The following is a 23,859-nucleotide window of genomic DNA, read 5'->3' on the forward strand; positions in this document are numbered from 1 at the left end:
GGGGCCTAGATCCCCTGGCTCATCAGATGGCTCCGCAACACGTCGGCCTCCTTGTTGCCCGCGCCGGTGTTGACGATGACGACCGTCTCCGAGCCGTCGAACGCGCCGCGCTCCGCGAGTTCCCACGCCCCGCTGGCGGCCGCCGCCGCGCTCGGGATCAGTTCGAGCCCTTCCGCCTGAGCCACCCGCGCGGCGGACTCGAGGATGTCCGGGTCCTCGGTCGCGACCGCGCCGCCGTCGGTCTCGCGGATCGCCTCGAGCACGCGCGGGCTCGCCGCCGGATCGGCGATCTCGAGTTCGCCACAGATCGTGTCGGGGTGGTCGACGGAGCGGTGTTCGTCGCGGTCCTCGTCGACCGCCTCGACGATCGGCGCACAGCCGGCCGCCTGCGCGGCGTAGAGTGCGGGAAGGTCGTCGGTGAGTCCGAGGTCGCGGAACTCCTGTGCGGCTTTGGCGAGTCCGACGAGCCCGGTCCCGGCCCCCGTCGGGTACGCGATGACGTCGGGAACCGTCCACTCGAGTTGTTCGACGAGTTCGTAGAACAGCGTCTTCGCGCCTTCGTGGCGGTACGGCGTCTCGAACGAGCGGAGCGAGTACCAGTCGTCGTGTTCCGCGATCCCGTCGGCGAACGCGTCGACGGCATCGCCGTAGCGGCCGCCGACGACGTTCATGTCCCCGCCATGGACGTTGACCATGGCCTTGTTGGTAAAGCCGGACCGAGAGGGGAGGTAAGCGTGGGTGTCGAGCCCCGCGCGGGCCGCGTAAGCCGCGACGGCCTGACCGCCGTTACCCGGCGAGGGAAGCGCGACGTCGCTTGCGCCGTGTTGAACGGCCGCGCTGACGGCCACTGCCGCGCCGCGGTCCGCGACCGACCCCGTCGGGTTCCGTCCCTCGTCTTTGATCAGCACGCGCTCGACGCCGAGTTCGGCGGCCAGGTCGGGACAGTCGACCAGCGCCGTCGCCCCCTCGTTCGTCGTCACCGCCGACTCGCGGGCAACGGGGAGCAGTTCCGCGTAGCGCCACTGCGAGTCGAACGGTCGGTCGGCGAGCGTCTCGCGGTCGAGGTCGATCGCGTCGTCGTCGTAGCGCGGATCGAGCGCGCCGCCACAGTCCGGACAGTGATGGGACACGGCGGCGTCGACGGTCGCCCCGCAGTCGACACACTCGAGCCCGACGAAGGCGTCTGTCGGTTCCATACGCGACCCTTCGGGGCGTCGAACTAAGGGTTGTCCATCGGCACCGCGACTCCGACGCGTGGGTAGCGCGTGTCGACCGCGACATCGAGAGCAGCGGTCGCTACGCCGTGAGTCGAAAGCCCGACAGAATCGGACGGGAGAACGGAGAGATCAGTTGTCGCCGGTCTTCGACTGCCACTCGTAGCCGCGTCGTTTGGCGGACTTGCCGAAGCCACACGACGAGCACTCTTTCTTCTTCGTGTGGTACGATTTCTCACCGCAGCGACGACACTTCGTGTGGGTCGTCTTGTTCTTCTTTCCTTGGCTCGGGGTTCCTGCACCAGTCATGGAGTGATCGAGACGACGTTATCGCCGCGTATAATGGTTGTGTCTTCGGCCGGCGGCTCCTCCTCGACGTTGCCCTCGACGGGGATCGTCACGTCCTCGAGCACCAGGTTCATGTGTTGATCGTAGCCGGCGAGGTCGCCGACGTACTCGTCGCCACTCTTGAGTCGTACTGTCACGCGGTCGCCGAGTGACGCCTCGAGGACGTCCAGCGGTCGTCCACTCATACGCAACACCGCAGGTGACGGACACTTAATCGTACCGGTCCGGAGTCCGGTTTTGGCGGGGTATGGCTGGTACCGCACACCGTGGCCGATAGCAGCACGGGCCGGGACCGCAGTCCCGCGATTTTGCGGCCCGAAATGCCGAGTCGACCGGGACGGGACTCCCGTAATCAGTTCGTACATCGCTCACGATAGGAGACCACTGAACGTCACTGTACATCTGATCGCACGACGCCTGTGCGATCGGTGTGTAATCCGTTTCAGGTGGGACGATAGTGGAGACCTAACCAAACGGCTAAGTGGACACTCGTTGAGCGTCCGCCCATGGGCGACAAGAAATTCACCCTCGTAGAGTTGCACATCGACGGCGAGACGCAGTTCGGGCTGGGCTCGATCGGCAAGGCGCTGCCGATCGGCAGTACCGAATCGACAGCCGAGACGGATCACGGCCTGGAGACCGAGACGGACGAAGACGCGACCGACGAGTCGGGCGGCACCGGCAAGAGCGCCGTCGGCGCGCTGGTCGCGCTCGTCGTCCTCGTCGGCATCGCTGCCGCCGCCAAGAAGTTCCGCGGTGGTGACGAAGAGCGGGAACTCGAGGCCGAGGAAGAGCCCGACGTCATCGTCAACTAACCGCCCGCCGGCGGTCCGTTCGATCGCGGGACGAGCCGAACGCTTTTGCGCGTCCTCCCCATACCGATACCCGTGAATCTCTATCGTAGCGCCCGGGCGGTCGCCGGGGCATCCGGTGACGATGCGATCGACTGGCGGTCGGCCGCCGATGCTGCCAAGGCTGCGACGGACCCCGGCTCGCTCGACCTCGAGTCCGGGGAGCGCGAGGCCTACGCCCGCGATGTTCGAGACGCCCGGACGGCCGTACGAACGGTCTCGGGCGTCGACTTCGACGTCCCCGAGACCATCGAAATCCAGAACCGCCACCACTGGATCGACGCCAACGTCGCCACCTTCGAGCGCGTCATGGGAACGCTCGAGACCCACACCGGGACGTTCCCCGGCGTCGCCCGGACGATCAATACGGGAACGATGACCGTCCTGCTCTCCTTCCTCGGGCGGAACGTCCTCGGCCAGTACGATCCGCTCCTCCTGGCCGATGCCCCCACCGACGACCACGCGTTGTACTTCGTCCGCCCGAACATCCTCAACGCGGCCGCCACGCTCGACGTGGATGCGGACCGGTTCCGCCGCTGGATCGCCTTCCACGAGGTCACCCACGCCGCCGAGTTCGGGGCCGCGCCGTGGCTCTCCGACCACCTCGAGAGCCGGATGCAAGACGGCATCGCGACGCTCTCGGAGGGGGCGTTCGACCGGGACGCCTTCCGCGACCTCGACGCCGCGATGACCGTCGTCGAGGGGTACGCCGAACTCCTGATGGATCACGCCTTCGACGACGAGTACGAGGACCTCCGGCGGAAACTCGACGAGCGCCGGCAGGGCCGAGGGCCGCTCCAGAAACTGTTCCGTCGCCTGCTCGGCCTCGGACTCAAGGAACGTCAGTACGAACGCGGGAAGAACTTCTTCGAGCACGTCGTCGCCGTCCGCGACCTCGAGACGGCGAGTCTGGTCTGGGAGGGGCCCGAGAACCTCCCCAGTCACGACGAACTCGACGCGCCCGGGGCGTGGATTCGGCGCGTCGACCGCTGAGCGAACTCGGCTCGTTCCTGACCCGGTGTCTGTTTTGCCCGCGAAGGCGGTCGCTCGTCCGCTGAACCACTGGTCGTCCCACCGCAGTCAGTCAGGTCGTAATCCGGAGCAGATACCAGAGCAACGCCCCGCCGGCGACGAGACCGCCGAGTATCGCCGCGCCGACCACCGGCAGGGCGGCGTCGCCCTGGAGGGCGACCAGGCCGCCGGAGAGTCCGACCAACAGAACGAAGACGGCCTTGAGTTGGCTGGCCCCCGCAGTCGAACCGCTCGAGCGCGCAGCGTCGCGTCCCGGACCGCGATCTCGACTCATAGCGCGCGGGGCGCACTGACGTGCATCGTGACGAACCGCCAGGCGTTCGCGCGCGGGTCGTCGACCCCGTTCCGTTCCACCAGCGTTCCGCTCCAACGGCTGTCGAACCGATGGCGGTCGCCGGTCGCCGTCCAGGCCATCGTCTCCCCATCGGCGAACGTCGCGCACTCGTCGCGGTCGGTGACGGCGAGCCCCTGGCTTTCGACGACCCACTTCTCGGCCGTCTCGGTCTGTTTCTCGCGGGCCGCGGCGATGTCGGCACCGCCGAACAGGGACTCACTGATGCCGAACGTGACGATCGAATCGGCGTCCGAAAAGGCGGGCGTAACCGGGTCGCCGTCGCGGAGTGCGTCGGAGTAGCCGCGGACGACGGCCTCGGCGCTCGCGCTCGGTGGCATGGGTCAACCCTCGAAGCCCGCTCCCAAAGAGTCATCGGACGCAGACGCAGGCGCGAGGCGAGACGGGCGATATTGCCGGCGGACCCGCCCGTTCACATGAAGCCGCGGTCGACCTCGTCGGTCTCGATCAGGTCCTCGAGTTCCGCGTTCAGCAGGTCGTCGGCCTCCTCGAACCGCTCGGAGAGGTCCTCGAGTTCGTCGGGTCGGTCGTACTGATCGTACTCCATGGGGCCGAACGCGGGGCTCTCCATGGCCGCCATCACGTCGTCGAAGAGGTCCTGCGGGCGGGTCGGTGCGTCCGCGTGCGTCTCGAGGACGGTCTCGAGGCGCTTGCCGACCGTTTCGGCTTGCTCCTCGTCGTCGGGCGGTGACTGGACCGCAAAGCGCCCGCCGGAATCGCGTTCGGGCATGAACGCGCCGATCTCGTCGTCGAGACTGCGGGCGACTCGCGTGCCGACGCCCCGTACCTCGAAGGGGTTCTTCGCGTACGTTTTCAGGAAGAAGACGCCGGCCCGGGGATGCGCGAGGTACATGTCTTCGCCGACGCCGCCGGCGCGGTCACCGGCGACTGCGCGCCAGTTCTCCGGATCGACGTTCCGTTCAGTGACGTCTTCGAGTACGTCCTGCCACTCGCGAATCCGCATGCCCGACGGTTCGGCCGCCGGCAGAAAGAACGTATCGATTGCGACGAAAGACGCCACAGCGATTCTGTTGGTCGGGGAAACGACCGATTCGAACCAAAAGGAATACCACTGCTCCCCCGTCAGGAAACGTAACCGACGCTTTCCCTATGTCCGTCCGCCACTCACTCTCGTTCGTCGAACTGTTTCGCGCGACTCCGGCCAAGAGCGCGCTGCTGACGCTTGCACCGGTCACGCTGGCGCTCGGCCAGTTATGCAATAGTTACGTCAACGGCGTCTCGCCGGCCGTCTCGATCATGTTCGCCGTCGTCATGCTCGGGTTCGCCGTCGTCGCGATGGGCCACCACGCCGCCGAGTACCGCGTCCGACGGCTCGAGACCGAGTACGGTCCGGGGGGAATCTAAGCGCCCGGTCCGGTCTCGGTCGCGACGGCTCTGGCCTCGCGGGCCTCGTAGGCGTTGTAGCCAGCCAGTCCGGCGATCACGAGCCCGGTCGCGAGGGTGCTCCAGAACAGTCCGCCGACCATCCCGAGGAGGGCAGCCGAAACGATCAGCCAGACCCCGAGGACGGCGATCAACGACGCGATCCCGGTACTTATCGGGACGTCGTTGGTCACGCGGTAGTAGTTGTAGCCGGCGGCAACGAAGACGACGAGTCCGACCAGTACGTCGTTCCACAGCGGTGCCGGAGCCGTCCGAAAGACGAACACGGAGAGCGCGACCCACGCGCCGAGGACGGCGACGAGCAGGCTGATAACCGACGTTTTGCGCCGCCGTTCCGCGGTTGCGACCTGCATCGGTTCGTCGCGCGGATCGCGGCCACCGGCACGCGTCCCGTCGCCCGCGCCGGTCCCGGAATCGATGTCGGCGGTCGCCTCTTCCGGCCGGTTCGTCGGCCCATCGTTCGGCCCAGTCCCGAGATCGGCCGCGGACTCGTCGCTCGTCCGACGATCGTCGCCGTTCGGGTCACTCATGGCATCGAGCGTACGACTCGCGGTCTCAAAAGCACCCCGTCCGTTCCAATCGTTGTGGTGACTCGAGGGGAACCGAAACCGTCGGTAAACCCGGTTTACCGACTCGGTGTGTCGCTCGTCTGCTCGGGTCGGAGCGGCCGGACCGGCGGCGACCGCGCGGGCCGCGACGACCGATAGCGTTTTTGATCGCTCGCTCGTGACGATAGCTGTGCACGTACGCGGAACCGTCGCGGGCGAGGTCGACGTGCGGTCGGTGACCACGAACTACGGCGAGAGCGATCTCGCCGAAGTCCCGCTTCGGCGGGGCGACGACGCGCCGCCCGGCGACGCATCCCGCACTCGAGGCGACGGTGGAACGGCGACGCTCGCGGACGGCCGCGAGACGACGACGGTGACGCTCTGGAACAAATGGACCGAATCGGCCGACCTGCTCGAGCCCGGGATGGATGTGCTCGTGACGAACGCCAAAGAAGAGGAATACGACGGCGAGACCCAGTACGCGACGACGGGGGACTCCTACGTCGTCGTCGAACCCTCCTTCCTCGTGAGCGTAACGTCGATCCGCAACTGGGTCGAGTGCCCCCGGCTGTACTACCTGAACAAACTCTCCGGAGTGCCGCTGAACTATCCCGTGGTGAAAGGGACGCTGGTCCACGAGGTCTTCGGCGACCTGTTGCGAGGGCGTGATCTCGAGGACTCGATCGCGGCCCGCGTCGAGGAACGGGGACTGCAACTGGGATTGCTCGGCGAGACGGCCGACGCCGTCGCCGAGGACGTCCGAGAGAACGCGACGGCGATCGAAGGGTGGCTCCAGCAGGGCCGGTTAGACGAGTCGGAAGACGGGTGGCGCTCGGAGCAGTTGCTCATCAGCGAGACGTTCGGCATCCGCGGCCGGGCCGACGCCGTTCGCCGCGGGGCCCCGGTCGAACTCAAGACCGGCAAGAACCTCAAGAAGGAACCGCGGTTCAAGGACAAGGTGCAGGCCGCCTGTTACGCCCTCTTGCTCGAGGAACACGGCGGCGACGTCGATATCGGAACGCTGCTCTATACGAAGAACTCGGTGTTGGATCGCAACGAGGAAACCGGGGACCTCAATCCGGCAAAGGAGTTCACGATGGGCGAGGGCCTCCTGAAATACGTCGTTCGTCTCCGAAACGAGATCGCAGCCATGGAGATGGCGGGCGATATCCCGACGGGATACGAGGCCGACGCGAAGTGTGAGTACTGCTTCGAACAGGACACCTGCATGGTCGTCTCCGGCCGGCTAGAGCAGGAATCCAAGGCCGGCCAGATCGGGCAATCGCTGCCCGACGAGGAACGCGAGTACTTCGACCGTTTCTACCGGGCGATCGAGGAGGAGCGCCGGGAGGTTCACCGCGAGTACGCCAAGCTCTGGGAGCAAAGCGCCGAGGAGCGGGCCGACGACGACCGCGCGCTGATCGACCTCGAGTTCCTCGAGAAGCGCCCGCTCGAGGGTGGCCGGTGGGAACTGCGAGCGCGGCGACCCGGCGGCGCGAACTCGAAACTCCGCGAGGGCGACCTGGTGCTCGCGAGCGACGGCGATCCGGTTCGAGGCGAGTCCGAACTGGCGCGCATCGAACGACTCGACGACGAAGTCGTAATCACGGCCGACGAGCCGGTCGAAGTCACGCGGCTAGATGTCTATCCCTCCGAACTGACGACCGACCGGCTGCTCGTCGCGATGCACGACGCGCTCCTGAAAGGCGACGAGCGACGCAAGGACGTCCTGTTCGGCCGAGCCGAGCCCGCGTTCGAGGACCCCGAGGAGACCTTCATCGACAACAACGAGCGCCAGAACGAGGCCGTAACGAAAGCCGTCGGCGCGAGGGACTGTGCGCTGATCCACGGGCCGCCGGGGACCGGGAAGACCTACACCATCGCCCGCGCCATTCGTGCGATGGTCGAGCGCGGCGAGCGCGTCCTGCTGTCGGCCTTCACCAATCGCGCCGTCGACAACGCGCTCGAGGCCCTGCTCGACCAACTGGCGGGCGTGATCGACGAAGAGCGGGTCGTCCGCGTCGGCTCCGAGAGCGGTATCCGCAATGACATGGAGCCGTACCGTCTCGAGCGAGCGGGCGATCCCGAGGACCGCGCCGCCGAACTGCGGAACGCGCAGGTGGTGGCGGCGACGACGTCGACCTGTGGCTCGCGGGTGATGAAAGAGCAGGCGTTCGATGTCGCGCTGGTCGACGAGGCCGCACAGCTCACCGAACCAGGAACCTGTGCGGCGATCAACTTGGCCGAGCGGTTCGTCCTCGTCGGCGACCACGAACAGCTGCCGCCGGTCGTTCGCGCCGAAAACGACCTCACCGAGTCGCTGTTCGAACGGCTCGTCGGGCGCTACCCCGAGGCGGGCGTCATGCTGGACCGCCAGTATCGGATGAATCAGCGCATCCAGGCCTTCGCCTCGACCGAGTTCTACGACGGTCAGCTTCGACCCGCAACACCCACGGTCGCGGCGCGGACCCTGGACGACCTCGCGGGTGTTTCCCGGGACGCGCTCCCCGAACCGCTTCGAGACCCCGTCTCCTTCGTCGACGTCGAGGGCGACCGAGGACGGTACACCGACAGCGAGGAGGCCGCGCGGATCGCAGCCCTGATCGAGACCTACGAGGACGCCGGTCTCGACCGCGCCGACATCGGCGTCATCGCGCCCTTCCGCGCCCAGGTCTCGGAGATCTCGGCACACGTTCCCGACGATGTCGCCGTCGATACCGTCGACCGCTTCCAGGGTTCGAGTCAGGAGGTCATTATCGTCTCCTTTACCGCGACCGGCTCGCTCGAGGGGCCGATCTTCGAGGACTACCGCCGGATCAACGTCGCACTGACCCGCCCCAAGCGCGCGCTGGTGCTGGTCGGCGACGCGGCGGCGCTTGGGTCCGACCCGGTCTACGAACGGATGCTCGAGTGGGCGCGCCGGTGATGTGACCGGCCGCGACGGACCGCGACGTTTCTCACGCCACCGTGGACGCGTTCCGGGACCCACTGCGAGGTCCACCCGTCCGATGTTTCGGCCCGCACATGGACGCGGCGACGTACGTCTCCAGTCGCTCCGGGAGACGACGGGGAACCGACCGACGAGCGCCGTGCCGTCGAACCGATACCTCTCGAACACGGAGGAGGCGTCACTCGGTCCACGGGAGCGAGCCCGCACAGCCGGCCGATAGCGGGTTCATCATTCGGTCGATGCGGTATCGTACCGACCGATACCGCCGGCATTTATTCTCCGCTGAACGTACCGACCGATGACATGCGACTCGAGGGGGCAAGCGCGACCGTTCGCAACGCCGTTCCGACCGAGTACGCGGAGTTCGTCGTGTGGATCACCGAACTCGGCGGAACGACGGTCCTCATGCTACTGCTCGCGGTGCTGTTCTGGTGTGGTGAGCGCCGGCGAAACGCGCTCGTGATCAGTTACGCAGTCGCCGGACTGGCGCTGGTGCTCTCGCTCAAGACGCTGTTCGGGCTGCCGCGACCGCCGTCGGATGCCATGCTCGTCGCGCTCGAGGGCGAGCGGGACGGATACGGCTTTCCGAGCGGCCACGCGTTCGCGGCGGCCGTCGTCTATGGGGGGCTCGTCTCGGCGTCCGACCGGCTCGGTGACTGGCGCGCGGTCACGGCTGCTGGAACGATGATCGTCGCCGTCTCGCTGTCTCGAGTCGTCCTCGGGGTTCACTACCTCGGCGATGTCATCGTCGGCGCGGCGCTCGGCGTCGCCTTCGTCGCGGTGATGAATCGCCTCACGCGCGGCGACCCGACGATCGGGTTCGCGATCGCGCTCATCCTCGCCGTTCCCGCCACCGCCGTCGTGGGGACGACCGACTCGCTGCTCGGACTGGGCGGCTCGATCGGCGGGCTGGTCGCCTCCCGACGGCTCGTGGCCCTGCCAGTGTTGCGGTCCCGACGCGAGGGCGTCGTGCTCGTCGGTGTCGGCGTCGGGTTCGTCGCCGTCGTCACGGCGGTCGAAGCCGTCGTCGCGTCTTCCGACGCCGCGCTCGTCGCCCTCTATGCGGTTCTCGTCGGGGGCATACTCCTCGCACCGGCCGCCGTCGGCCGCCTCGAGGTCGACGGCCTCGAGTCCCGGCGGGCGTGAGCCACCGCTCGCCCGATCCGAGGCTCTCGTCGCGAGAATCCACGCGGCGAATCGAGCGGGACGGATCGACTGGAGCGGTCAGTCCTCGCTGTCGGCTCGCTCCCAGAGCGGATACAGATCGTCTTCGATCGGCTCGGTGATCGATTCCCCGTCGAGACGGAGGTCGGGGTCGCCGCCCTCGAGCGCCCGGACGGTTCCGATCGGCGTGGCCTGGAGTCCCGCATCCGCGAGCGCCGCGAGACAGTTGTCGACCGCGTCTTGGGGGACCGTCGCGAGCAGCGCGCCGGAGCCGAAGATCCGGAGCGGATCGACACCGGCCGCCTCGCACAGCGTTGCGGTCGCCTCGCGGATCGGGACGGCATCGCGGTCCACCGCGAGCCGAACGTTCGAGGCGCGGGCGACCTCGAGCAGGCCGGCCGCGACGCCGCCTTCGGTGGGGTCGTGCATCGCAGTCGCGTACTCGCGGACGATCCGGGCCTCCGGGACGACGCTGATTTGGTCGAGGAACGCCGCGGCGCGCTCGCGGACTTCGGGGTCGATGTCGAGTTCGTCGCCGAAGTCGGCCGCGAGGATGGCTGTCCCTTCGATCCCCGCCGCTTTGGTGAGGAGCACGGCATCGCCGGGCGCTGCGCCGCCGGTCGGAACGAACCGATCGGTTGCCCCCATCGCCGTCAGCGAGAGCAGCGGCCGCTCGAGTTGATCGACGTACTCCGAGTGGCCGCCGACGATCGACGCGCCGACCTCGCGGGCGGCCGCATCGAGATCGTGGGAGATCTCCTCGAGCGGGGAGCGACCGGAGTCGGTGCTGGCGGCGGTGTCATCGGCCTCGGCCGCGTCGTTGTCGGCGCTCGGGAGCAAGACGACGGCCGTCAGCCAGCGCGGGTCCGCCCCGGAGACGGCCACGTCGTTGGTGGCGACGTAGACGCCGAGTTCGCCGACCCCCTCGGCGGCCAGCGAGATCGGATCGGAGCTGACTACGAGCGTGCCCTCGCCGTCGGGCCAGTCGATCGCGGCGGCGTCCTCGCCGTCCGCGGGGCCCTGCACAACCGTCTCATCGCTCTCGGCTGCCCCCGTCCGCTCGAAGACGTGGGTCAGCAGATCGTCCGGACTCACCTTCCCGGGCATACCACGAACTGGGACGATGCACGGTTTGTAGCTGTCGGAGCACTCGCCGCTCGAGGAGAGCCGTCCGAAAGGCTGGCATGCGAACCGGTTCGATCACGGACGCCGGTGCGCACCGAGAGAGCAGCGACCGGAACGGGACCCCCGTACGCTCCGCGGGAAAGCGACTGCCGAGACAGAGGGGCCGTCAGGAGTCCGCTAGTCGGGAAGGGGCGGCCACGTCGTTGCGACCGTTTCCTCGATGAGGGACGTTTGCGCGCGGCGAAGTCGCTCCGAGACCGCGGACGCAGAGATGTCCAACTCCGTCCCGATCGCTTTCAGAGACGTCTGCCGAGGAACGTCGAAATACCCCATCTCGTAGGCCGTTCTGAGTGCCTCACGTTGGCGATCGGAGAGGCCATCGCCGGGCGGTTCGGATGCACCGTCGTGAGTGAGACGGGACAATCGAAACCCGGCGTTCTGTTGCCAGAACGACGAGAATTCGTCGAACGCCGCTCGAGTAGCAAACCACCCGGACTGACACCACCCGTCGGGGGTCACTTCGATCCGTTCGATAGTGGCTTCAGTGGTGGCAAGCGCCTTGAGTCCGGCAAGGTCGTCGATGTGGTCACCGAGTTGGTCCGCTAAACTGAGCGCGGGGACCGCCTGATATCGTCGCGTGGAGTCAGCCGTTCCGATCACCGTCCATTCGTCGACATCGTCGGCGTCAGTCAAGGCCGCCTCGACTGCCGTCCGTGAACCGTCCGTCACAGTGGTGATAAACAGTGGCCGGTCACCGTGGTTGAATTGAAGCGCGAGAACGATCGTCGCTTCAGGCGCTGCTCTCGCAACCCCGACGAGCGGAAGCGCAGGACAGTGGATATCGAACTCCGCGACGAGCCCCATACCGCGTCGTTTTCCCCTGTGCAAATGGACGTATCGAAAGATGATCCGCTCTCCTTCCGCCCACCCCCATTTAAAATGCCCCATCACTGAGAGAATCGGTTAGCCTGAGCCGCCTCGAATGCGGTGATGCATGCAGACGATACAGACGGACGCTGGAATCGAGGTAACGTACGAGCGCCACGGTGATGGCCCGCCACTGATTCTCCTTCACGGCGGCATGGCTCCCAAAGAATACTGGCAGCCCGTTATTCCACACCTGGACGGATACACCGCGATCGTCCCACAACGCCCGGGATTCGGAACGTGTCTCGACGATCGAGCCGAGACCAGCGCCGACGACGTGCTGAATCGGGAGGTCGAATACGTCCGAGCACTCGTTGATGCGCTCGATGAGGAACCGGTCCTCTTGGGTCACTCCTACGGCGCACTCACCGCGATCGAAACTGCGACGAACGCAGCAGTGACGGCAGTCGTCGCGTATGAACCCGCGATCCTTCCCGACGATTACCGATCGGATGCCGACCTCGCGGACCGGATGCAGACGCTCATCGAGGCGGGGAAACGGCGTGCGGCAGTGAAGCGGTACATCGAACAGGTCCTCCACCCCGACGGGATCGACGACCTCGACGCGTGGCTCGCAGCGTGGCCAGTCTGGCCGGCGTGTACGGACCTCGCCGAAGAGGTCGTCCGGATGAACCGCGCCGTCGAGCAATACCGCCTTCCGAACAGCCTGGACGTTACCGCCCCTGTACTCGTATTGACCGGCACCGACGGCCCCGGATTTCTCCGGGAGAGCGCCCGTGCAACCCACGACGTGCTCCCGCACAGTCGTCTCGTCGAATTCGACGGCGTGAGCCACAGCGGTCCCGCCGACGCACCGGACGTACTCTCCGCAGAAATCGACGCGTTCATGCGAACACGATAGCGATTCGGCAGCCAACGGAGCGCCGAACGCCCCGTTTCGGACTCCGCTCAGGCGTCGGGCGCGACCGCGTTCATCGTCCGCCGGACCTGCGCTTCGCTCGCACCGCGCGGGAAGCTGACCGCGATGGCGTCGAGGCCGTCGACGGCCTCGTAAGCCTCGAGTTTCTCGCGGGCGGTTTCGGGATCGCCGGCCGCACAGAGATCGTCGAGGATGGTTTCGTCGACCAGTTCGAGTGCGTGTTCGCGGTCGCCGTCCTGCCAGGCGTCGTGGATTTCGGCGGCCTCGTCGTACCCCTGTCGCTCGAGGGCGTCGCGGTAGAACGTGCCCATGCCGCCGATGTAGAAGCCGATGTGCTGGCGGGCAAGGCGACGGGCTTCGGCGGGGTCGTCCAGCGCACAGCAGGTGACGCCCGTGGTGACCTGAACGTCGTCGGGGTCGCGGTCGCCGAGTTCGGCACCGCGTTCGATATCCTCGAGTCGGTCTCGCGTCCCGTCGGGAGTGAGCATGATGCCGTGCCAGCCGTCGGCGAAGCGGCCCGCGAGTTCGACCGCCTTCGGCCCCATTCCGGTCACCTCGATCGGCGGCGTCGTCTCCGGCGGGTCACAGCGCAGGCGAAAGCCCGAGAGGTCGAACTTCTCGCCGTCGTAGTCGACGGTCTCGCCGGAAAGCACCTGCCGGACGATCTCGACCGTTTCCCGGGTGCGCCTGAGCGGATTGCCGTACTCCACGCCGTGCCAGTTCTCGATCACGACGGGGCCGCTCGGACCGAGTCCCAGCCGAAACCGGCCCTCGGAGAGTTCCTGCAGCGTCGCCGCCGTCTGCCCCAACAGGGCCGGCGACCGCGAGTAGGTGTTGAGAATGCTCGAGCCGATATCGATCTCCGCGGTGCGCTCGGCCATCGCAGACAGGACGGTGACGCCGTCGCGGCCCCATGTCTCGGGGAGCCAGGCGCAGTCGTAGCCGCCGTCCTCGGCGGTCTGTGCGTAGTCGACGATCGAGTCGATCGTCGGTTGTGCGGCCACCGGCAGGTGGACCTCTCTGTCAGTCATCGTCGGACACAGACGGAGCGGGGCCTTTTGGGTGTATGGGAACCGGGAGTCCGAGGCCGATCGTTTACCGACGGGACTCCGAGGGACGCATGCCGGTCCGGAACGGATGTCACACCGCTTTGGCACCGGCCGGTTCCGGAACGTTTGAGACCCGCTGTTGGAATGAGTGACTGTGACCCGGACACGACTCTTCGCCTCCCTCTGTGGCCTCGTCTTTTTCCTCAATCTGGCCAGAGTCATCTTCGCACCGCTGCTGGACGTGTTCATCGGCGAATTCGCGATCGGGGAGGCGACTGCTGGTCTCATCGTGACGCTCGCGTGGGTCGGGAGTTCGTCCCTTCGGTTGCCGACCGGGTGGCTGCTCACCAAAGTCCCGAGACATCACATCGTGATCGGGTCTGGCCTGATCCTCGCGGCGTCCTCGGCGATCGCTGCGACCGCTACGACGGTCCCGCGGCTCATGAGCGGGGCCTTCCTCATGGGTATCGCCTCCGGCGTCTACTTCGTCTCGGCGAATCCGCTGCTGAGCGAACTGTTCCCATCGCGGGTCGGCCGCGTCATGGGGATTCACGGGGCTGCCAGCCAGATCGCCGCGGTGATCGCCGCGCCGTTCGTCGCGCTGACGCTCCTCGTCGACTGGCGGCTCTCGCTGTGGGCGATCGCCGTCGGTGCGGCAGTGGTAACGGTCGCCACGTGGCTCATCGCGAGCAATACCGAGATGCCGACTGCGGGACGGGCCGATCGCGACTTCGTCGCCGGCGCGCTCTCGGAGTGGCGTCTCATCGTGACGGCGCTGGCGATCGTTGGCGCACCCGTATTCGTCTGGCAGGGCCTGTTCAACTTCTACGAACTGTACATGCAGTCGAAGGGGCTCTCCGATCGCGCGGCTGGAATGGCGCTCACGATCGTGTTCGCCGCCGGCGTTCCCGCGTTTTACTTCGGCGGGGACCTGGCCGACAGGTTCCCCAAAGTCCCGTACTTGCTCGGCATCGTCGGCGCGTTCGCCGCGAGCCTCCTCGCATTGACGGCGGTCGACAGCCTGGTTGCGCTGGTCGTCATCACCGCGATCGTGGGGTTCGTCGTGCACGCGCTGTTTCCGGCCACGGATACGTACCTCCTCGATACGCTGCCGGATTCGACGCGGGGCAGCGCATACGCCGTGTTCAGTTCCGCCTGGATGCTCACCCAAGCGCTCGGTTCGTCCGCCGTGGGCCTCTTTCTCGAGCAAGGCTACACCTACGACACGGTGTTCAGCAGCGCGGCCCTCCTCCTCGGGGCGTCGGTCGTGGTCCTCGTCGTCCTCGAGCGGCGGGGCCGGCTCCCGAGTTGAACCGTCACTCCCATGGGTGGCCCGGAACGGGAACCGGCGGCCGGCAAACGCTCGAGGAAGCGGCGTAACCGCGTCGTGAAGCGAGCTGCGGTGTGAAAACAGGGGGACTACACGTCGTGGTCTTCCTCGATCTGCGGGACGCCCTGGACGGTGATGGTCTCGCCGACCACGTACGAGGACGCGGGACTGGCGAGGAACTGCGTCACGTCGGCGATCTCCTCGACGGTGCCGATACGGCGGGCGACTTCCTCGCGGTCGATGGTGTCCGCGGAGACGCCCATCTGACTCTCGACGCCCGGCGTCGCGACGAAGCCCGGCGCGATGCAGTTGACGCGCACGTCGTCGTCGGCCCACTCGTAGGACAGCGTCGTCGTCAGGTTGATGACCGCGGCCTTGGCCGCGCCGTAGGGACTCATCAGCGGCGACCCCCGCTGGCCGGCGACGCTGGCGAGGTTGATCACCGCACCGCCGCCGTCCTTGAGATGCTCCGCGGCGGCGTGGGTACAGTGATAGGTGCCGTTGACGTTGATATCCATGATCGTCTTCCAGCCGTTCGGGGAGATGTCGTCGAAGTCGGCCATGAACGACGCGCCGGCGTTGTTGACCAGCACGTCGAGCCCGCCGAACGTCTCGACGGTGGCCTCGACGAGCGCCTCGACGGCGTCACGGTCCGTCACGTCGCATTCGACCGCCAGCGCCTCGCCGGGGCTGTCGCCCTCATTGATCCCCTCGGCGACCGGATCGACGTTGTCCTGCTCGCGCGAACAGACGACCACGTCGACGCCGTCCGCGGCGAACCGTTCCGCGATCGACTTCCCGATGCCGCTCGAGGACCCCGTAACGATAGCGACATCGCCGTCGACGCTGAACTGGTCGGTACTCATGTGCGATCACCGATGACCGCAACGCGTTCCGTTTTCCTTACCATTGTTAGCTCCGTTTGACCATTCACAGCAACTGTTAATAAAGATGGGCATAGATATCGTACCGTTAAGCGGGTGGGAGTCATCGGCGGGGAAACGGCCCTGGCCGCGTGACGGCCATTACCGCGAACAGAGCCATGAATCAGGACACCACCGACGACGGATCGGATCGACAGCCGGCGGCCGCGACCGGCGGGAGACTCGCGGACGGTCCTCCCGCCTCCCCAGTCTCCGACGACGCCCTCGAGAAACGCGCCCACGAGACGGTCGGCGAGGGGACGGCCGGCTCCGTCGCGGGCGGCATGAGTCCGAATCCGACAATTGGGAGGGCCGACCGGTGAGCGATGCCGACGAGCCCGACGACTGGGCCGCCGTCTTCTGGGATATCGGCGGCGTCATTCTCTCGTTAGAGTCGGTGCAGAGCGCCCACGCCGAGTTCGTCGCGGACCTGTGCGATCGTCACGCGGTCGACGCGACGGTCGAGGAGGCGATCGATACGTGGCGGACGACCGTCGGGGACTACTTCCGCGAGCGCGACGGCACCGAGTTTCGGTCCGCGCGCGACGGCTATCACCTGGCCGTCGAGGCGATCGTCGGGACGACAGTCCCGTGCGCGGAGTGGCAACCGCGGTTCGACGAGATCGTCCGCTCGTCGATCGAGCCGGTTCCGGGCGCTCCGGAGACGATCGCGCGACTCGCCGATCGCGACCTCCACGTCGGCGTTATCAGCGACGTCGACGACACGGCGGGTCGCGCGATGCTCGAGCGCTTCGGCGTCCGCGATCACTTCGACTCGATCACGACCTCCGAGGCAGTCGGGCGCACGAAGCCCGATCCGGCCATGTTCGAGACGGCGCTCGAGACGGCCGACGTCGCCCCCGAGCGATCCCTGCTGATCGGCGACCGCTACGAGCACGATATCAAGGGGGCCGCCGACATGGGAATACACGGCGTCGCGTTCGGGGCCGAGGCGGGGCCGGCAGTCTCGTATCGGATCGAAACGCCCGAGGACGTGCTCGAGATCGTCGACGGGAACCGGGAGCGATCGGACTGACCGGACGACACTCCGTAGAGCCGGCTCGGAACCCGCGCCGCCACCCTGAACATTGTAAAATAAGAAAGACAGCGTAACTATTTTCGTTAGGCAGCGCAGTTATGCTACCGTATCCCATGTCGAGCGCGCATCGCGATGCAACGGCAGCCACCGTATCGATCGTCCCCACGGGCGATGCAGCCCATCGAACGTCATGAGCGATCCCTACTACGAGCGCCTCGTCGACGAGGACGCGCTGGTCGCGTATCTGTCGGCCCATCTCGGCGGCGTCGATGCCTACGAGATCGAACGCCACCAGGAAGGCCACTCGAACGAGACGCTGTTCGTCACCTGGGGTGACCGGGAACTCGTCATTCGGCGGCCGCCGCCGGGCGAAACGGCCGACACGGCACACGACGTGCTCCGCGAGTACCGCGTGACGAACGCGATCGCCGACACCGACGTGCCGGTCCCGACCCCGGTGCTCGCCTGCGAGGACCACGACGTCATCGGCAGCGACTTCTACGTGATGGAGCATCTCGAGGGCGACGTCCTGCGCGAGGCCGAACCCGAGCGCTTCGCCGCGCCGGCACACCGCGCGCGCATCGGCGAAGAACTCGTCGACACCCTGGCAACGATTCACGACCTCGAGTACGAGGACCTCGGACTCGGCGAGTTCGGCCGCCCCGAGGGGTATACCCAGCGACAGGTCGATCGCTGGGGGAAACAACTCACGTGGGCGTTCGAGGTCACCGAGGACGAACGCGAGGTGCCGACCCTCCGCGAGGTCGGCGAGTGGCTCCGCGACAACGTTCCGGAGACACACCCGCACACGCTGGTTCACGGCGACTACAAGCTCGATAACGTCATGTTCGCACCCGGCACGCCGCCGGCACTCGTCGGCGTCTTCGACTGGGAGATGGCGACGCTGGGCGATCCGCGTGCGGACCTGGGCTGGATGCTCTCCTACTGGCGCGACGCGAAAGACCCCGCCCCGGAGCTTCCGGAACTGGTGACCCGCTTTATGGAGCGGGACGGGTATCCGACCCGCCGCGAACTGGTCGCCCGCTGGGAGGATCGAACCGGCTACGAGTTCGCCCACGAGCGGTTCTACCGCGCGCTCGCGGTCTACAAACTCGCCGGCCTCGGCGAGATGTTCTTCCGGCGCTATCTCGAGGGCAACAGCGACGACCCGATGTATCCGAAGATGGAAGACCGCGTGCCGGCGCTGGCCGCGCGGGCAAAGCGGATCATCGAGGGCGACGAACCGCTGTAGCACGATACTATCCCACATGCTGTTGATTTTATGATGTTTTCGGTGCCGCGTGAGGGTCCTAACTAGTCAGTGTAAGTCTCCTAGCAGCGAACGATCCGATTGAATCACGTGCCCATTACTGAAGCTACGTTCACTTATTAATATGGTTTAGCCCCTTGTATATACGTATAACAAAATGTGAAGATTTAAATACTGCATCGGAATATATGTTATTGCAATGTCCGATAAAAATGACAAGATGGCGCGTCGAAACGTGCTCCGAATGGGGAGCGCAGGCGTCGCAGCCGTTACCGGGTTGGCAGTCACAGGAACTGTAAGCGCACAGGGTGGTTATCCCGATTACGTGGGCCTGATACCGGGATGTACCATGTTTCTGACCGCAAATGGTAAGGAAAGCATGGCCTTCTTCGAGGAGCCGATTATAAGTGATAGCCTGTTAGCGTTCACCGGCAAGCAGGCTGAGCACGGTAATGCTTGGCATATCAAGGACACATACACCAATAGAAACGGCCTTTGGATATCCACTGTAGAATCTAAACGTTCTAATGAGGTATTCTACGTTGACCCGACAGCCACTACAGATTTCACTGTCCAATGTGGCTGATTATACTGGCACGGTCTAGTTGAGCCAGTTTGAGAAATGAGCAGGTCGCTGAGCGAATCGGCTAAGATGCTCACATACCTGCTCAGCGAGAGGTATGGGACGGATTTAAACGAATCTGGGAGAACAAGTAGACGGCAATACTGTCATATGTCGCAGTTGATGAGACCACTACCAAGTTCAGCGGTAGATGGTCTTAGTTGTACGCTGCAAGAAATATTGAGACACCGTTGATCCATGACGCTGTGTTGTTTTGTCGGTACGACACCGATCTGACGGTTGCGTTTCTGTATCGGCTCCGTGAGAAACACGATCTCTCGGATTGAATTTCTTGTCAATCATTCATTTCCACCAGTGATTTCAACGTCAATTCCAGTGAACAATCCATACATGACAATATAAACACCAACAATATATAGAAATATAACGACTAATTCTTTGACAGAATCCAGTGCAACTGAATGTTCTGGATATTTAATTGATATGCCAATATACAGTGCTATCATTCCAGAAACTACTTCTATAGTCGGTTTGATATATAGCTTATATTTTTACATTACTTTCCAATGAGTGTTTTATTTTTCGGGTTGTAATTGTCAGGAATCGTGTTCCAAGGGACTCTATTGAATCCACAGGGGGCGACGGAACGCATTGTTTGACGGCTGGTCGACGTTGTAGGCTGCAACTGCGAGAGGAATTGTACGGAATTGACGATACCATGTACGCGCTCGGACGGGAGAGTCGTCTGAGTGTTCGCTCACCGAGTCCACGATTCCACAGAGCGAGCGCTGGTTGTAGAGTTCATGATCGTCGCGAATCGGTTCTCGTCGTCTACTACTGGGAGTCACTGGACGCACTCGAGTCGTTCGGGGCGGATGCGGACCACAAACGGGCGAAACAGCGGTGGACCGAGTGGTATGACGCGTACGAAGTCACCGTTACGGAAGTGCTCGAAACGTACGGGGGCGGCTTCGGAGCGGATGCGGACTCGCCCAGGTAGGACAGCGAGTCCGTGTTCGATCGGTGGCAGTCGCAAGCGGGAGCATAACCACGCACCCTGTATTGATACGCCGCTGATACTGACTGCACACTTGTCCTGCCCCCGTTGGGGCATCGCTGGTCGGTCGTATCCGAACCGCCCAACCGATCAGTATCCTAACGTTCTTTAGGATAGATTGCGTAACACACAGACGCGCACGAAAGTGCGCAAGAGCCGGAGTGCTAGGTTGGAGCCCCACTCCGGCTCACCCACTCGCCCCCGCGTAGCGGGAGCAATCCACCATTGGCGTTGGCGAAATAAAGACCTGCCGACGTACCGCCGACCCAGTCGTAGCCGTCGCTGCGTCTCTCGCTGGATTGTGTTCCGCTCCGTCGGGGCCTGTACACGGAGCTACACATGGTTTCGAACGTCACGATCCACTGCGACTGCGGTACCGATGTCCACACAACGACGACTGCCGCCCCGGCAACGTGTCCGGACTGCGAGGCAGCGTTCGCACTGACCGTCGTCGAACTCCCCGAGAATCACGATGCATTCAGCACTCACAACGGCTCTCGATCGTATCGCGGCCCGTAAGGGCTGTGACCGAGCGGCGTTGCCACCGCTATACGACGCGATCGATCCCGAGGCGCTGGCCGCCGTCCTCGAGTCGGACGCGGACGTCACTGTCCGGTTCGAGTACGCGGGCTCCCGCGTCGTGATCGGTCCCGACTCCGACGAGGTGACGGTGAGCGACCCGGATCGGTAACTGACACCGATCCGGCCGCTCGAGCGACCAACCGTTACCGACGTTCGGCTCAAACTCGGATCGACGTACGCGCTGTACAACGCTCGAAAACGGGCTTAACATTGCTAATCCGGTTCGGTGGTATTAAGACCGTCCCGATAGAGCACACGACCATGTCACTTGAACGCATTGACCGCGTTGCCGTTCTCGGCGCGGGGAACATGGGACACGGGATCACCGAAGTAACGGCGCTGGCCGGCTACGACGTCACGATGCGCGACATCAAAGACGAGTTCGTCGAGGACGGCTACGAGTCCATCGAGTGGAGCCTGCAGAAACTCGAGGAAAAGGAACTGATCGACGAATCGGCCGACGAGGTCCTCTCGCGAATCGAGACGACGACGGACCTCGAAGCGGCCGTCGCCGACGCCGACCTCGTCATCGAGGCCGCACCCGAGGACCTCGACCTGAAACACGACATCTTCACCGATCTCGAGGAGTACACCAGCGGCGACACGCTACTGGCGACGAACACCTCGAGTCTGCCGATCTCGGACATCGCAGAAGCAGTCGACTCCTCGGAGCGTGTCCTCGGCCTGCACTTCTTCAACCCGCCGGTCAAGATGGACCTGGTCGAGGTCATCTACGGCGAGGACACCAGCGACGAGGCCGCCGAGGCCGGCTACGAGTGGGTCGAGTCGATCGGCAAGACGCCGATCTACGTCCGCAAGGACGTCCGGGGCTTCGTCGTCAACACCATCGTCGGCCCCTTCGGCGGCGAACCCGCGTTCATGGTCTCGAACGGCGAAGCGACGATCCGCGAGGCCGACGCGACGATGGTCCACGAGCGAGGGTATCCGATGGGACCGTTCGAACTCGGCGACCTCACCGGGATCGACGTCGGCTACCACGTCCGCAAGGAGGGCGGCGATCCGATCCCGCCGATCACGGAGGAGAAGGTCGACGCTGGCGATCTCGGCCAGAAAACCGGAACAGGCTTCTACGACTACGAGGACGGTGACGGGGCCGACTACGAACCCGAGGACGCGGGCGACTTCGACTGGCTCCGCGTCGAGGCCCGCATGATCAACCGCGCGGCCTTCCTCGTCGGCGAGGACGTCGCGACCCCCGAAGAAGTCGACACCGGCGTCCAGCTCGGGCTGGGCTTCCCCGAGGGAATCTGCCGACGCGGCGACAAGATCGGGCTCGACAGCGTGCTCGAGAAACTCGAGACGCTCTTCGAGGAGACGGGCGAAGACCGCTTCGAGCCCCATCCCTATCTCAAGGAACTCGTCGCGGAGGGCAAGACCGGCGAGGACGCCGGCGAGGGCTTCTACAACTACGACGACGACAGCCTCGGTCCCTACCACGACCTGAACTACGATCTCGAGAACGGCGTCCTGCAGGTCGAACTCGACCGGCCGTCCCGGATGAACGCGTTGTCCGAGGACTTGCTCTCCGAGATCGACGACCTGTTCTCCTCGGTCGACACCGACGAGGTTCGGGTCGCGACGATCGAAGGGAGCGGCGATCGCGCGTTCAGCGCCGGCGCGGATATCTCCGGGTTCACCGATGCGAACCCGACGGACCTGATGGACGTCTCGCCCGGCTTCGAGACGGTCAACGACTTCCCGCGGCCCGTTCTCGCGAAGATCGACGGGTTCTGTCTCGGCGGCGGCCTCGAACTCGCGTTGGCCTGCGACCTGCGGATCGCGACCGATCGGTCGTCGTTCGGCGCGCCCGAGATCGGCCTCGGCCTGATCCCCGGTGGCGGCGGCACCCAGCGACTCACCCGCATCCTCGGCGAAACCCGCGCGAAGGAACTGGTCTTCCGCGGCAACCACATCGACGCCGACCGCGCCGCGGACTGGGGACTGATCAACCGCTCGGTCGAGCGCGAGGACTTCGACGACACCGTCGCGGAGTTCCTCGATGACCTGCGTTCGGGTCCGCCGATCGGCCTCAAAGTCGCCAAGAAAGTCATGAACGAGGGCCAGGACGCCAGCCTCGACGCCGCACTCGCCATGGAGAGTCAAGGCTTCGGCCTCCTCTCGAGCACCGACGACGTACTGGAGGGGACCACCGCGTTCGCCGAGGACCGCGAACCCGAATTCGAGGGCAAGTAACGCATGTCCGTCGGACCGGCCGCGGAATCAGGCTGGCCCGAATGGGAGTCGTTCGTCCGCCGTCACGGCTACCTGCCGTGGCTGAATCTCGAGGTGTTCGACCTCGAGAGCGGCCGCGCGGTCCTGGCGATCGAACCGGACGAGGACTTCGAGAACCCGGTCGGAACCGACGGACACGATCCGGTCCACGGCGGCATCGTCGCGACGCTGCTCTCACGACGACGGACCTCAACGTCTCGTATCTGCGGCCGGCGACCGGCGACCTGCGCGCCGTCGCGGACGTGCTCCGGGCCGGCGGGTCGACCGGCGTCACCGACGTGACCGTCGAGGGGGCCGACGGCGAGGCTGCCGTCGGTCGGACCACCTACCGACTGTTCCGCGACGGAATCGACGACGACTGATCGGTCGGTTCGAGTCAGTGCTTTCGAGGGCGGCCGCGCCCTCGCGTGAGCGGCGACCGATCGGCGACCGGTCACCGGCGGGGAGCGGTCACCGGTCGTTACGTTCCTCGCCGAGTTCCCCGAAGATTCGCGGATCGGTCTGAAACTTGAGGACGTTGTGGACCGCCGAGTTTCGAATGTTCGAAATGACCTCCCCGTAGTCCCGATAACAGTCGTGAATCCATCGGGAGATCTCCTGGCGGTCGCGGAACATCATCACCGTCTTCCACTGGTACTCCCCGTCCGAGAGGAAGAAAAACAGGGTGTGTTTGTCCGTCTTGATGTGCTCCATCGCCTCGCGCCAGTTGTCGGCGAAGTGTTCGGGGTTGAACTTGAATTCGAACAGCGCGAAGATGTAGTACTCCTCGTTGGGGATGATCGCCTCGCGGAAGACGCCCTCGTCGCGCATCCGCCGAATCGACTCGCTGACGGTGACGTGGGAGACATCGATCCCGTACTCCGACTCGAGGACCTGGGTGAGTTCCCGTGAAGACAACTGTGGATCGTTCGAGAGTTCGCTGAGGATCGCGATGTCGCGGTCTTTGAACTCCCAGTCAGGTGATTCGTCGCTCATGCT

General features: G+C 65.3%; 26 protein-coding genes and 2 pseudogenes. 15 read left to right on the plus strand and 13 right to left on the minus strand.

Features of this window, described 5'->3' with window-relative positions:
• Positions 1 to 5 precede the first annotated feature (5 nt).
• From FGF80_RS05975 to FGF80_RS05985, 3 genes are all read right to left on the minus strand, one after another.
• The gene (locus tag FGF80_RS05975; protein ID WP_138652798.1) at positions 6 to 1,196 is read right to left on the minus strand and encodes a threonine synthase; all 1,191 of its coding nucleotides are present in this window, start codon (positions 1,194 to 1,196) and stop codon (positions 6 to 8) included.
• Between the two features lie 150 nt (positions 1,197 to 1,346).
• Positions 1,347 to 1,523 (minus strand): 50S ribosomal protein L37e, encoded by a 177-nt coding sequence (locus FGF80_RS05980; RefSeq protein WP_006186041.1) that lies wholly within the window; start codon positions 1,521 to 1,523, stop codon positions 1,347 to 1,349.
• Complete coding sequence (locus FGF80_RS05985; RefSeq protein ID WP_006186040.1) at positions 1,520 to 1,747, minus strand: LSM domain-containing protein; 228 nt, start codon at positions 1,745 to 1,747, stop codon at positions 1,520 to 1,522. The genes FGF80_RS05980 and FGF80_RS05985 overlap by 4 nt, the downstream gene beginning before the upstream one ends.
• 321 nt (positions 1,748 to 2,068) lie before the next feature.
• On the opposite strand from FGF80_RS05985, the gene FGF80_RS05990 reads away from it, so the two are divergent.
• Together FGF80_RS05990 and FGF80_RS05995 are read left to right on the plus strand one after the other, a co-directional pair.
• Entirely contained in the window at positions 2,069 to 2,377 is a 309-nt protein-coding gene (locus tag FGF80_RS05990; protein WP_138652800.1) for a hypothetical protein, read from the plus strand.
• Positions 2,378 to 2,449: 72 nt separating this feature from the next.
• The gene (locus FGF80_RS05995) at positions 2,450 to 3,406 is read left to right on the plus strand and encodes a zinc-dependent metalloprotease (RefSeq protein WP_006186039.1); all 957 of its coding nucleotides are present in this window, start codon (positions 2,450 to 2,452) and stop codon (positions 3,404 to 3,406) included.
• A 91-nt stretch (positions 3,407 to 3,497) separates the two neighbouring features.
• On the opposite strand, the gene FGF80_RS06000 is transcribed toward FGF80_RS05995, so the two are convergent.
• The 3 genes from FGF80_RS06000 to FGF80_RS06010 all read right to left on the minus strand — a co-directional run bounded on the left by FGF80_RS06000 (position 3,498) and on the right by FGF80_RS06010 (position 4,761).
• On the minus strand, positions 3,498 to 3,719 hold the full coding sequence (locus FGF80_RS06000) for a hypothetical protein (RefSeq protein ID WP_006186038.1): 222 nt from the start codon (positions 3,717 to 3,719) through the stop codon (positions 3,498 to 3,500).
• Entirely contained in the window at positions 3,716 to 4,117 is a 402-nt protein-coding gene (locus FGF80_RS06005; protein WP_138652802.1) for a nuclear transport factor 2 family protein, read from the minus strand. The genes FGF80_RS06000 and FGF80_RS06005 overlap by 4 nt, the downstream gene beginning before the upstream one ends.
• Positions 4,118 to 4,209: 92 nt before the next feature.
• Positions 4,210 to 4,761: a hypothetical protein gene (locus tag FGF80_RS06010; RefSeq protein ID WP_006186036.1), complete on the minus strand. Its 552-nt coding sequence runs from the start codon at positions 4,759 to 4,761 to the stop codon at positions 4,210 to 4,212.
• A gap of 146 nt (positions 4,762 to 4,907) precedes the next feature.
• Here FGF80_RS06010 and FGF80_RS06015 point away from each other — a divergent pair, with 146 nt between their 5' ends.
• On the plus strand, positions 4,908 to 5,162 hold the full coding sequence (locus FGF80_RS06015; protein WP_006186035.1) for a hypothetical protein: 255 nt from the start codon (positions 4,908 to 4,910) through the stop codon (positions 5,160 to 5,162).
• Here the strand turns inward: FGF80_RS06015 and FGF80_RS06020 are convergent.
• A complete protein-coding gene (locus tag FGF80_RS06020; RefSeq protein ID WP_138652804.1) occupies positions 5,159 to 5,731 on the minus strand; it encodes an SPW repeat domain-containing protein in 573 nt (190 codons plus the stop codon). The genes FGF80_RS06015 and FGF80_RS06020 overlap by 4 nt on opposite strands.
• Positions 5,732 to 5,939: 208 nt before the next feature.
• Here FGF80_RS06020 and FGF80_RS06025 point away from each other — a divergent pair, with 208 nt between their 5' ends.
• Together FGF80_RS06025 and FGF80_RS06030 are read left to right on the plus strand one after the other, a co-directional pair.
• Positions 5,940 to 8,675, plus strand: a complete 2,736-nt coding sequence (locus FGF80_RS06025) for an AAA domain-containing protein (RefSeq protein WP_138652805.1) — start codon at positions 5,940 to 5,942, stop codon at positions 8,673 to 8,675.
• 327 nt (positions 8,676 to 9,002) lie between these two features.
• Positions 9,003 to 9,845: a phosphatase PAP2 family protein gene (locus FGF80_RS06030; protein WP_175416993.1), complete on the plus strand. Its 843-nt coding sequence runs from the start codon at positions 9,003 to 9,005 to the stop codon at positions 9,843 to 9,845.
• Positions 9,846 to 9,923: 78 nt separating this feature from the next.
• Here FGF80_RS06030 and FGF80_RS06035 read toward each other — a convergent pair whose 3' ends face one another.
• Together FGF80_RS06035 and FGF80_RS06040 are read right to left on the minus strand one after the other, a co-directional pair.
• Entirely contained in the window at positions 9,924 to 10,970 is a 1,047-nt protein-coding gene (locus tag FGF80_RS06035; RefSeq protein ID WP_138652807.1) for an AIR synthase family protein, read from the minus strand.
• 195 nt (positions 10,971 to 11,165) lie between these two features.
• Complete coding sequence (locus FGF80_RS06040; RefSeq protein ID WP_138652809.1) at positions 11,166 to 11,852, minus strand: helix-turn-helix domain-containing protein; 687 nt, start codon at positions 11,850 to 11,852, stop codon at positions 11,166 to 11,168.
• Positions 11,853 to 11,982: 130 nt separating this feature from the next.
• Here FGF80_RS06040 and FGF80_RS06045 point away from each other — a divergent pair, with 130 nt between their 5' ends.
• A complete protein-coding gene (locus FGF80_RS06045) occupies positions 11,983 to 12,777 on the plus strand; it encodes an alpha/beta fold hydrolase (protein ID WP_006186028.1) in 795 nt (264 codons plus the stop codon).
• 47 nt (positions 12,778 to 12,824) lie between these two features.
• Here FGF80_RS06045 and FGF80_RS06050 read toward each other — a convergent pair whose 3' ends face one another.
• Positions 12,825 to 13,826 carry a TIGR04024 family LLM class F420-dependent oxidoreductase gene (locus FGF80_RS06050; protein ID WP_006186027.1) on the minus strand — a complete coding sequence of 334 codons (1,002 nt, stop codon included), beginning with the start codon at positions 13,824 to 13,826 and terminating at the stop codon, positions 12,825 to 12,827.
• Positions 13,827 to 13,998: 172 nt separating this feature from the next.
• Here FGF80_RS06050 and FGF80_RS06055 point away from each other — a divergent pair, with 172 nt between their 5' ends.
• Positions 13,999 to 15,156: an MFS transporter gene (locus tag FGF80_RS06055; RefSeq protein ID WP_138652811.1), complete on the plus strand. Its 1,158-nt coding sequence runs from the start codon at positions 13,999 to 14,001 to the stop codon at positions 15,154 to 15,156.
• 107 nt (positions 15,157 to 15,263) lie between these two features.
• Here FGF80_RS06055 and FGF80_RS06060 read toward each other — a convergent pair whose 3' ends face one another.
• Positions 15,264 to 16,040 carry an SDR family NAD(P)-dependent oxidoreductase gene (locus tag FGF80_RS06060; RefSeq protein ID WP_138652813.1) on the minus strand — a complete coding sequence of 259 codons (777 nt, stop codon included), beginning with the start codon at positions 16,038 to 16,040 and terminating at the stop codon, positions 15,264 to 15,266.
• Between the two features lie 176 nt (positions 16,041 to 16,216).
• On the opposite strand from FGF80_RS06060, the gene FGF80_RS06065 reads away from it, so the two are divergent.
• The 4 genes from FGF80_RS06065 (at position 16,217) to FGF80_RS06080 (ending at position 18,992) form a co-directional block, all read left to right on the plus strand.
• Positions 16,217 to 16,420 carry a hypothetical protein gene (locus FGF80_RS06065; RefSeq protein ID WP_138652815.1) on the plus strand — a complete coding sequence of 68 codons (204 nt, stop codon included), beginning with the start codon at positions 16,217 to 16,219 and terminating at the stop codon, positions 16,418 to 16,420.
• Positions 16,417 to 17,133 (plus strand): HAD family hydrolase, encoded by a 717-nt coding sequence (locus FGF80_RS06070; protein WP_138652817.1) that lies wholly within the window; start codon positions 16,417 to 16,419, stop codon positions 17,131 to 17,133. Before FGF80_RS06065 ends, FGF80_RS06070 begins: the two co-directional genes overlap by 4 nt.
• A gap of 193 nt (positions 17,134 to 17,326) precedes the next feature.
• Positions 17,327 to 18,388, plus strand: a complete 1,062-nt coding sequence (locus FGF80_RS06075) for a phosphotransferase family protein (RefSeq protein WP_006186022.1) — start codon at positions 17,327 to 17,329, stop codon at positions 18,386 to 18,388.
• Between the two features lie 217 nt (positions 18,389 to 18,605).
• Positions 18,606 to 18,992 (plus strand): hypothetical protein, encoded by a 387-nt coding sequence (locus FGF80_RS06080; RefSeq protein ID WP_138652819.1) that lies wholly within the window; start codon positions 18,606 to 18,608, stop codon positions 18,990 to 18,992.
• Positions 18,993 to 19,327: 335 nt separating this feature from the next.
• Here the strand turns inward: FGF80_RS06080 and FGF80_RS19080 are convergent, their stop codons facing one another.
• Positions 19,328 to 19,495 (minus strand): hypothetical protein, encoded by a 168-nt coding sequence (locus tag FGF80_RS19080; protein ID WP_175416994.1) that lies wholly within the window; start codon positions 19,493 to 19,495, stop codon positions 19,328 to 19,330.
• 308 nt (positions 19,496 to 19,803) lie between these two features.
• Between FGF80_RS19080 and FGF80_RS19890 the strand changes: the two are divergent.
• The 4 genes and pseudogenes from FGF80_RS19890 to FGF80_RS06105 form a co-directional block, all read left to right on the plus strand.
• Positions 19,804 to 19,989, plus strand: a pseudogene (locus FGF80_RS19890) (antibiotic biosynthesis monooxygenase); the annotation flags it as partial.
• 529 nt (positions 19,990 to 20,518) lie between these two features.
• Entirely contained in the window at positions 20,519 to 20,737 is a 219-nt protein-coding gene (locus tag FGF80_RS06095) for a HalOD1 output domain-containing protein (protein ID WP_138652821.1), read from the plus strand.
• 152 nt (positions 20,738 to 20,889) lie between these two features.
• On the plus strand, positions 20,890 to 22,842 hold the full coding sequence (locus tag FGF80_RS06100) for a 3-hydroxyacyl-CoA dehydrogenase/enoyl-CoA hydratase family protein (RefSeq protein ID WP_138652823.1): 1,953 nt from the start codon (positions 20,890 to 20,892) through the stop codon (positions 22,840 to 22,842).
• Positions 22,843 to 22,845: 3 nt separating this feature from the next.
• Positions 22,846 to 23,243: pseudogene (locus tag FGF80_RS06105) on the plus strand (PaaI family thioesterase).
• 88 nt (positions 23,244 to 23,331) lie between these two features.
• Here the strand turns inward: FGF80_RS06105 and FGF80_RS06110 are convergent.
• Positions 23,332 to 23,856, minus strand: a complete 525-nt coding sequence (locus tag FGF80_RS06110) for an Lrp/AsnC family transcriptional regulator (RefSeq protein WP_006186015.1) — start codon at positions 23,854 to 23,856, stop codon at positions 23,332 to 23,334.
• Positions 23,857 to 23,859: the final 3 nt, after the last annotated feature.

The organism is Natrinema pallidum, from assembly GCF_005890195.1.
GTDB classification, from domain to species: Archaea; Halobacteriota; Halobacteria; order Halobacteriales; family Natrialbaceae; genus Natrinema; species Natrinema pallidum.

Excerpts from the sequence above, each read along its gene's own strand:
- FGF80_RS05975 (WP_138652798.1), bottom strand. The coding sequence starts at position 1,196 with ATGGAACCGACAGACGCCTTCGTCGGGCTCGAGTGTGTCGACTGCGGG.
- FGF80_RS05980 (WP_006186041.1), bottom strand. The coding sequence starts at position 1,523 with ATGACTGGTGCAGGAACCCCGAGCCAAGGAAAGAAGAACAAGACGACC.
- FGF80_RS05985 (WP_006186040.1), bottom strand. The coding sequence starts at position 1,747 with ATGAGTGGACGACCGCTGGACGTCCTCGAGGCGTCACTCGGCGACCGC.
- FGF80_RS05990 (WP_138652800.1), top strand. The coding sequence starts at position 2,069 with ATGGGCGACAAGAAATTCACCCTCGTAGAGTTGCACATCGACGGCGAG.
- FGF80_RS06000 (WP_006186038.1), bottom strand. The coding sequence starts at position 3,719 with ATGAGTCGAGATCGCGGTCCGGGACGCGACGCTGCGCGCTCGAGCGGT.
- FGF80_RS06005 (WP_138652802.1), bottom strand. The coding sequence starts at position 4,117 with ATGCCACCGAGCGCGAGCGCCGAGGCCGTCGTCCGCGGCTACTCCGAC.
- FGF80_RS06010 (WP_006186036.1), bottom strand. The coding sequence starts at position 4,761 with ATGCGGATTCGCGAGTGGCAGGACGTACTCGAAGACGTCACTGAACGG.
- FGF80_RS06015 (WP_006186035.1), top strand. The coding sequence starts at position 4,908 with ATGTCCGTCCGCCACTCACTCTCGTTCGTCGAACTGTTTCGCGCGACT.
- FGF80_RS06020 (WP_138652804.1), bottom strand. The coding sequence starts at position 5,731 with ATGAGTGACCCGAACGGCGACGATCGTCGGACGAGCGACGAGTCCGCG.
- FGF80_RS06030 (WP_175416993.1), top strand. The coding sequence starts at position 9,003 with ATGCGACTCGAGGGGGCAAGCGCGACCGTTCGCAACGCCGTTCCGACC.
- FGF80_RS06035 (WP_138652807.1), bottom strand. The coding sequence starts at position 10,970 with ATGCCCGGGAAGGTGAGTCCGGACGATCTGCTGACCCACGTCTTCGAG.
- FGF80_RS06040 (WP_138652809.1), bottom strand. The coding sequence starts at position 11,852 with ATGGGGCTCGTCGCGGAGTTCGATATCCACTGTCCTGCGCTTCCGCTC.
- FGF80_RS06045 (WP_006186028.1), top strand. The coding sequence starts at position 11,983 with ATGCAGACGATACAGACGGACGCTGGAATCGAGGTAACGTACGAGCGC.
- FGF80_RS06050 (WP_006186027.1), bottom strand. The coding sequence starts at position 13,826 with ATGACTGACAGAGAGGTCCACCTGCCGGTGGCCGCACAACCGACGATC.
- FGF80_RS06060 (WP_138652813.1), bottom strand. The coding sequence starts at position 16,040 with ATGAGTACCGACCAGTTCAGCGTCGACGGCGATGTCGCTATCGTTACG.
- FGF80_RS06065 (WP_138652815.1), top strand. The coding sequence starts at position 16,217 with ATGAATCAGGACACCACCGACGACGGATCGGATCGACAGCCGGCGGCC.
- FGF80_RS06075 (WP_006186022.1), top strand. The coding sequence starts at position 17,327 with ATGAGCGATCCCTACTACGAGCGCCTCGTCGACGAGGACGCGCTGGTC.
- FGF80_RS06080 (WP_138652819.1), top strand. The coding sequence starts at position 18,606 with ATGTCCGATAAAAATGACAAGATGGCGCGTCGAAACGTGCTCCGAATG.
- FGF80_RS19080 (WP_175416994.1), bottom strand. The coding sequence starts at position 19,495 with ATGATAGCACTGTATATTGGCATATCAATTAAATATCCAGAACATTCA.
- FGF80_RS06095 (WP_138652821.1), top strand. The coding sequence starts at position 20,519 with ATGCATTCAGCACTCACAACGGCTCTCGATCGTATCGCGGCCCGTAAG.
- FGF80_RS06100 (WP_138652823.1), top strand. The coding sequence starts at position 20,890 with ATGTCACTTGAACGCATTGACCGCGTTGCCGTTCTCGGCGCGGGGAAC.
- FGF80_RS06110 (WP_006186015.1), bottom strand. The coding sequence starts at position 23,856 with ATGAGCGACGAATCACCTGACTGGGAGTTCAAAGACCGCGACATCGCG.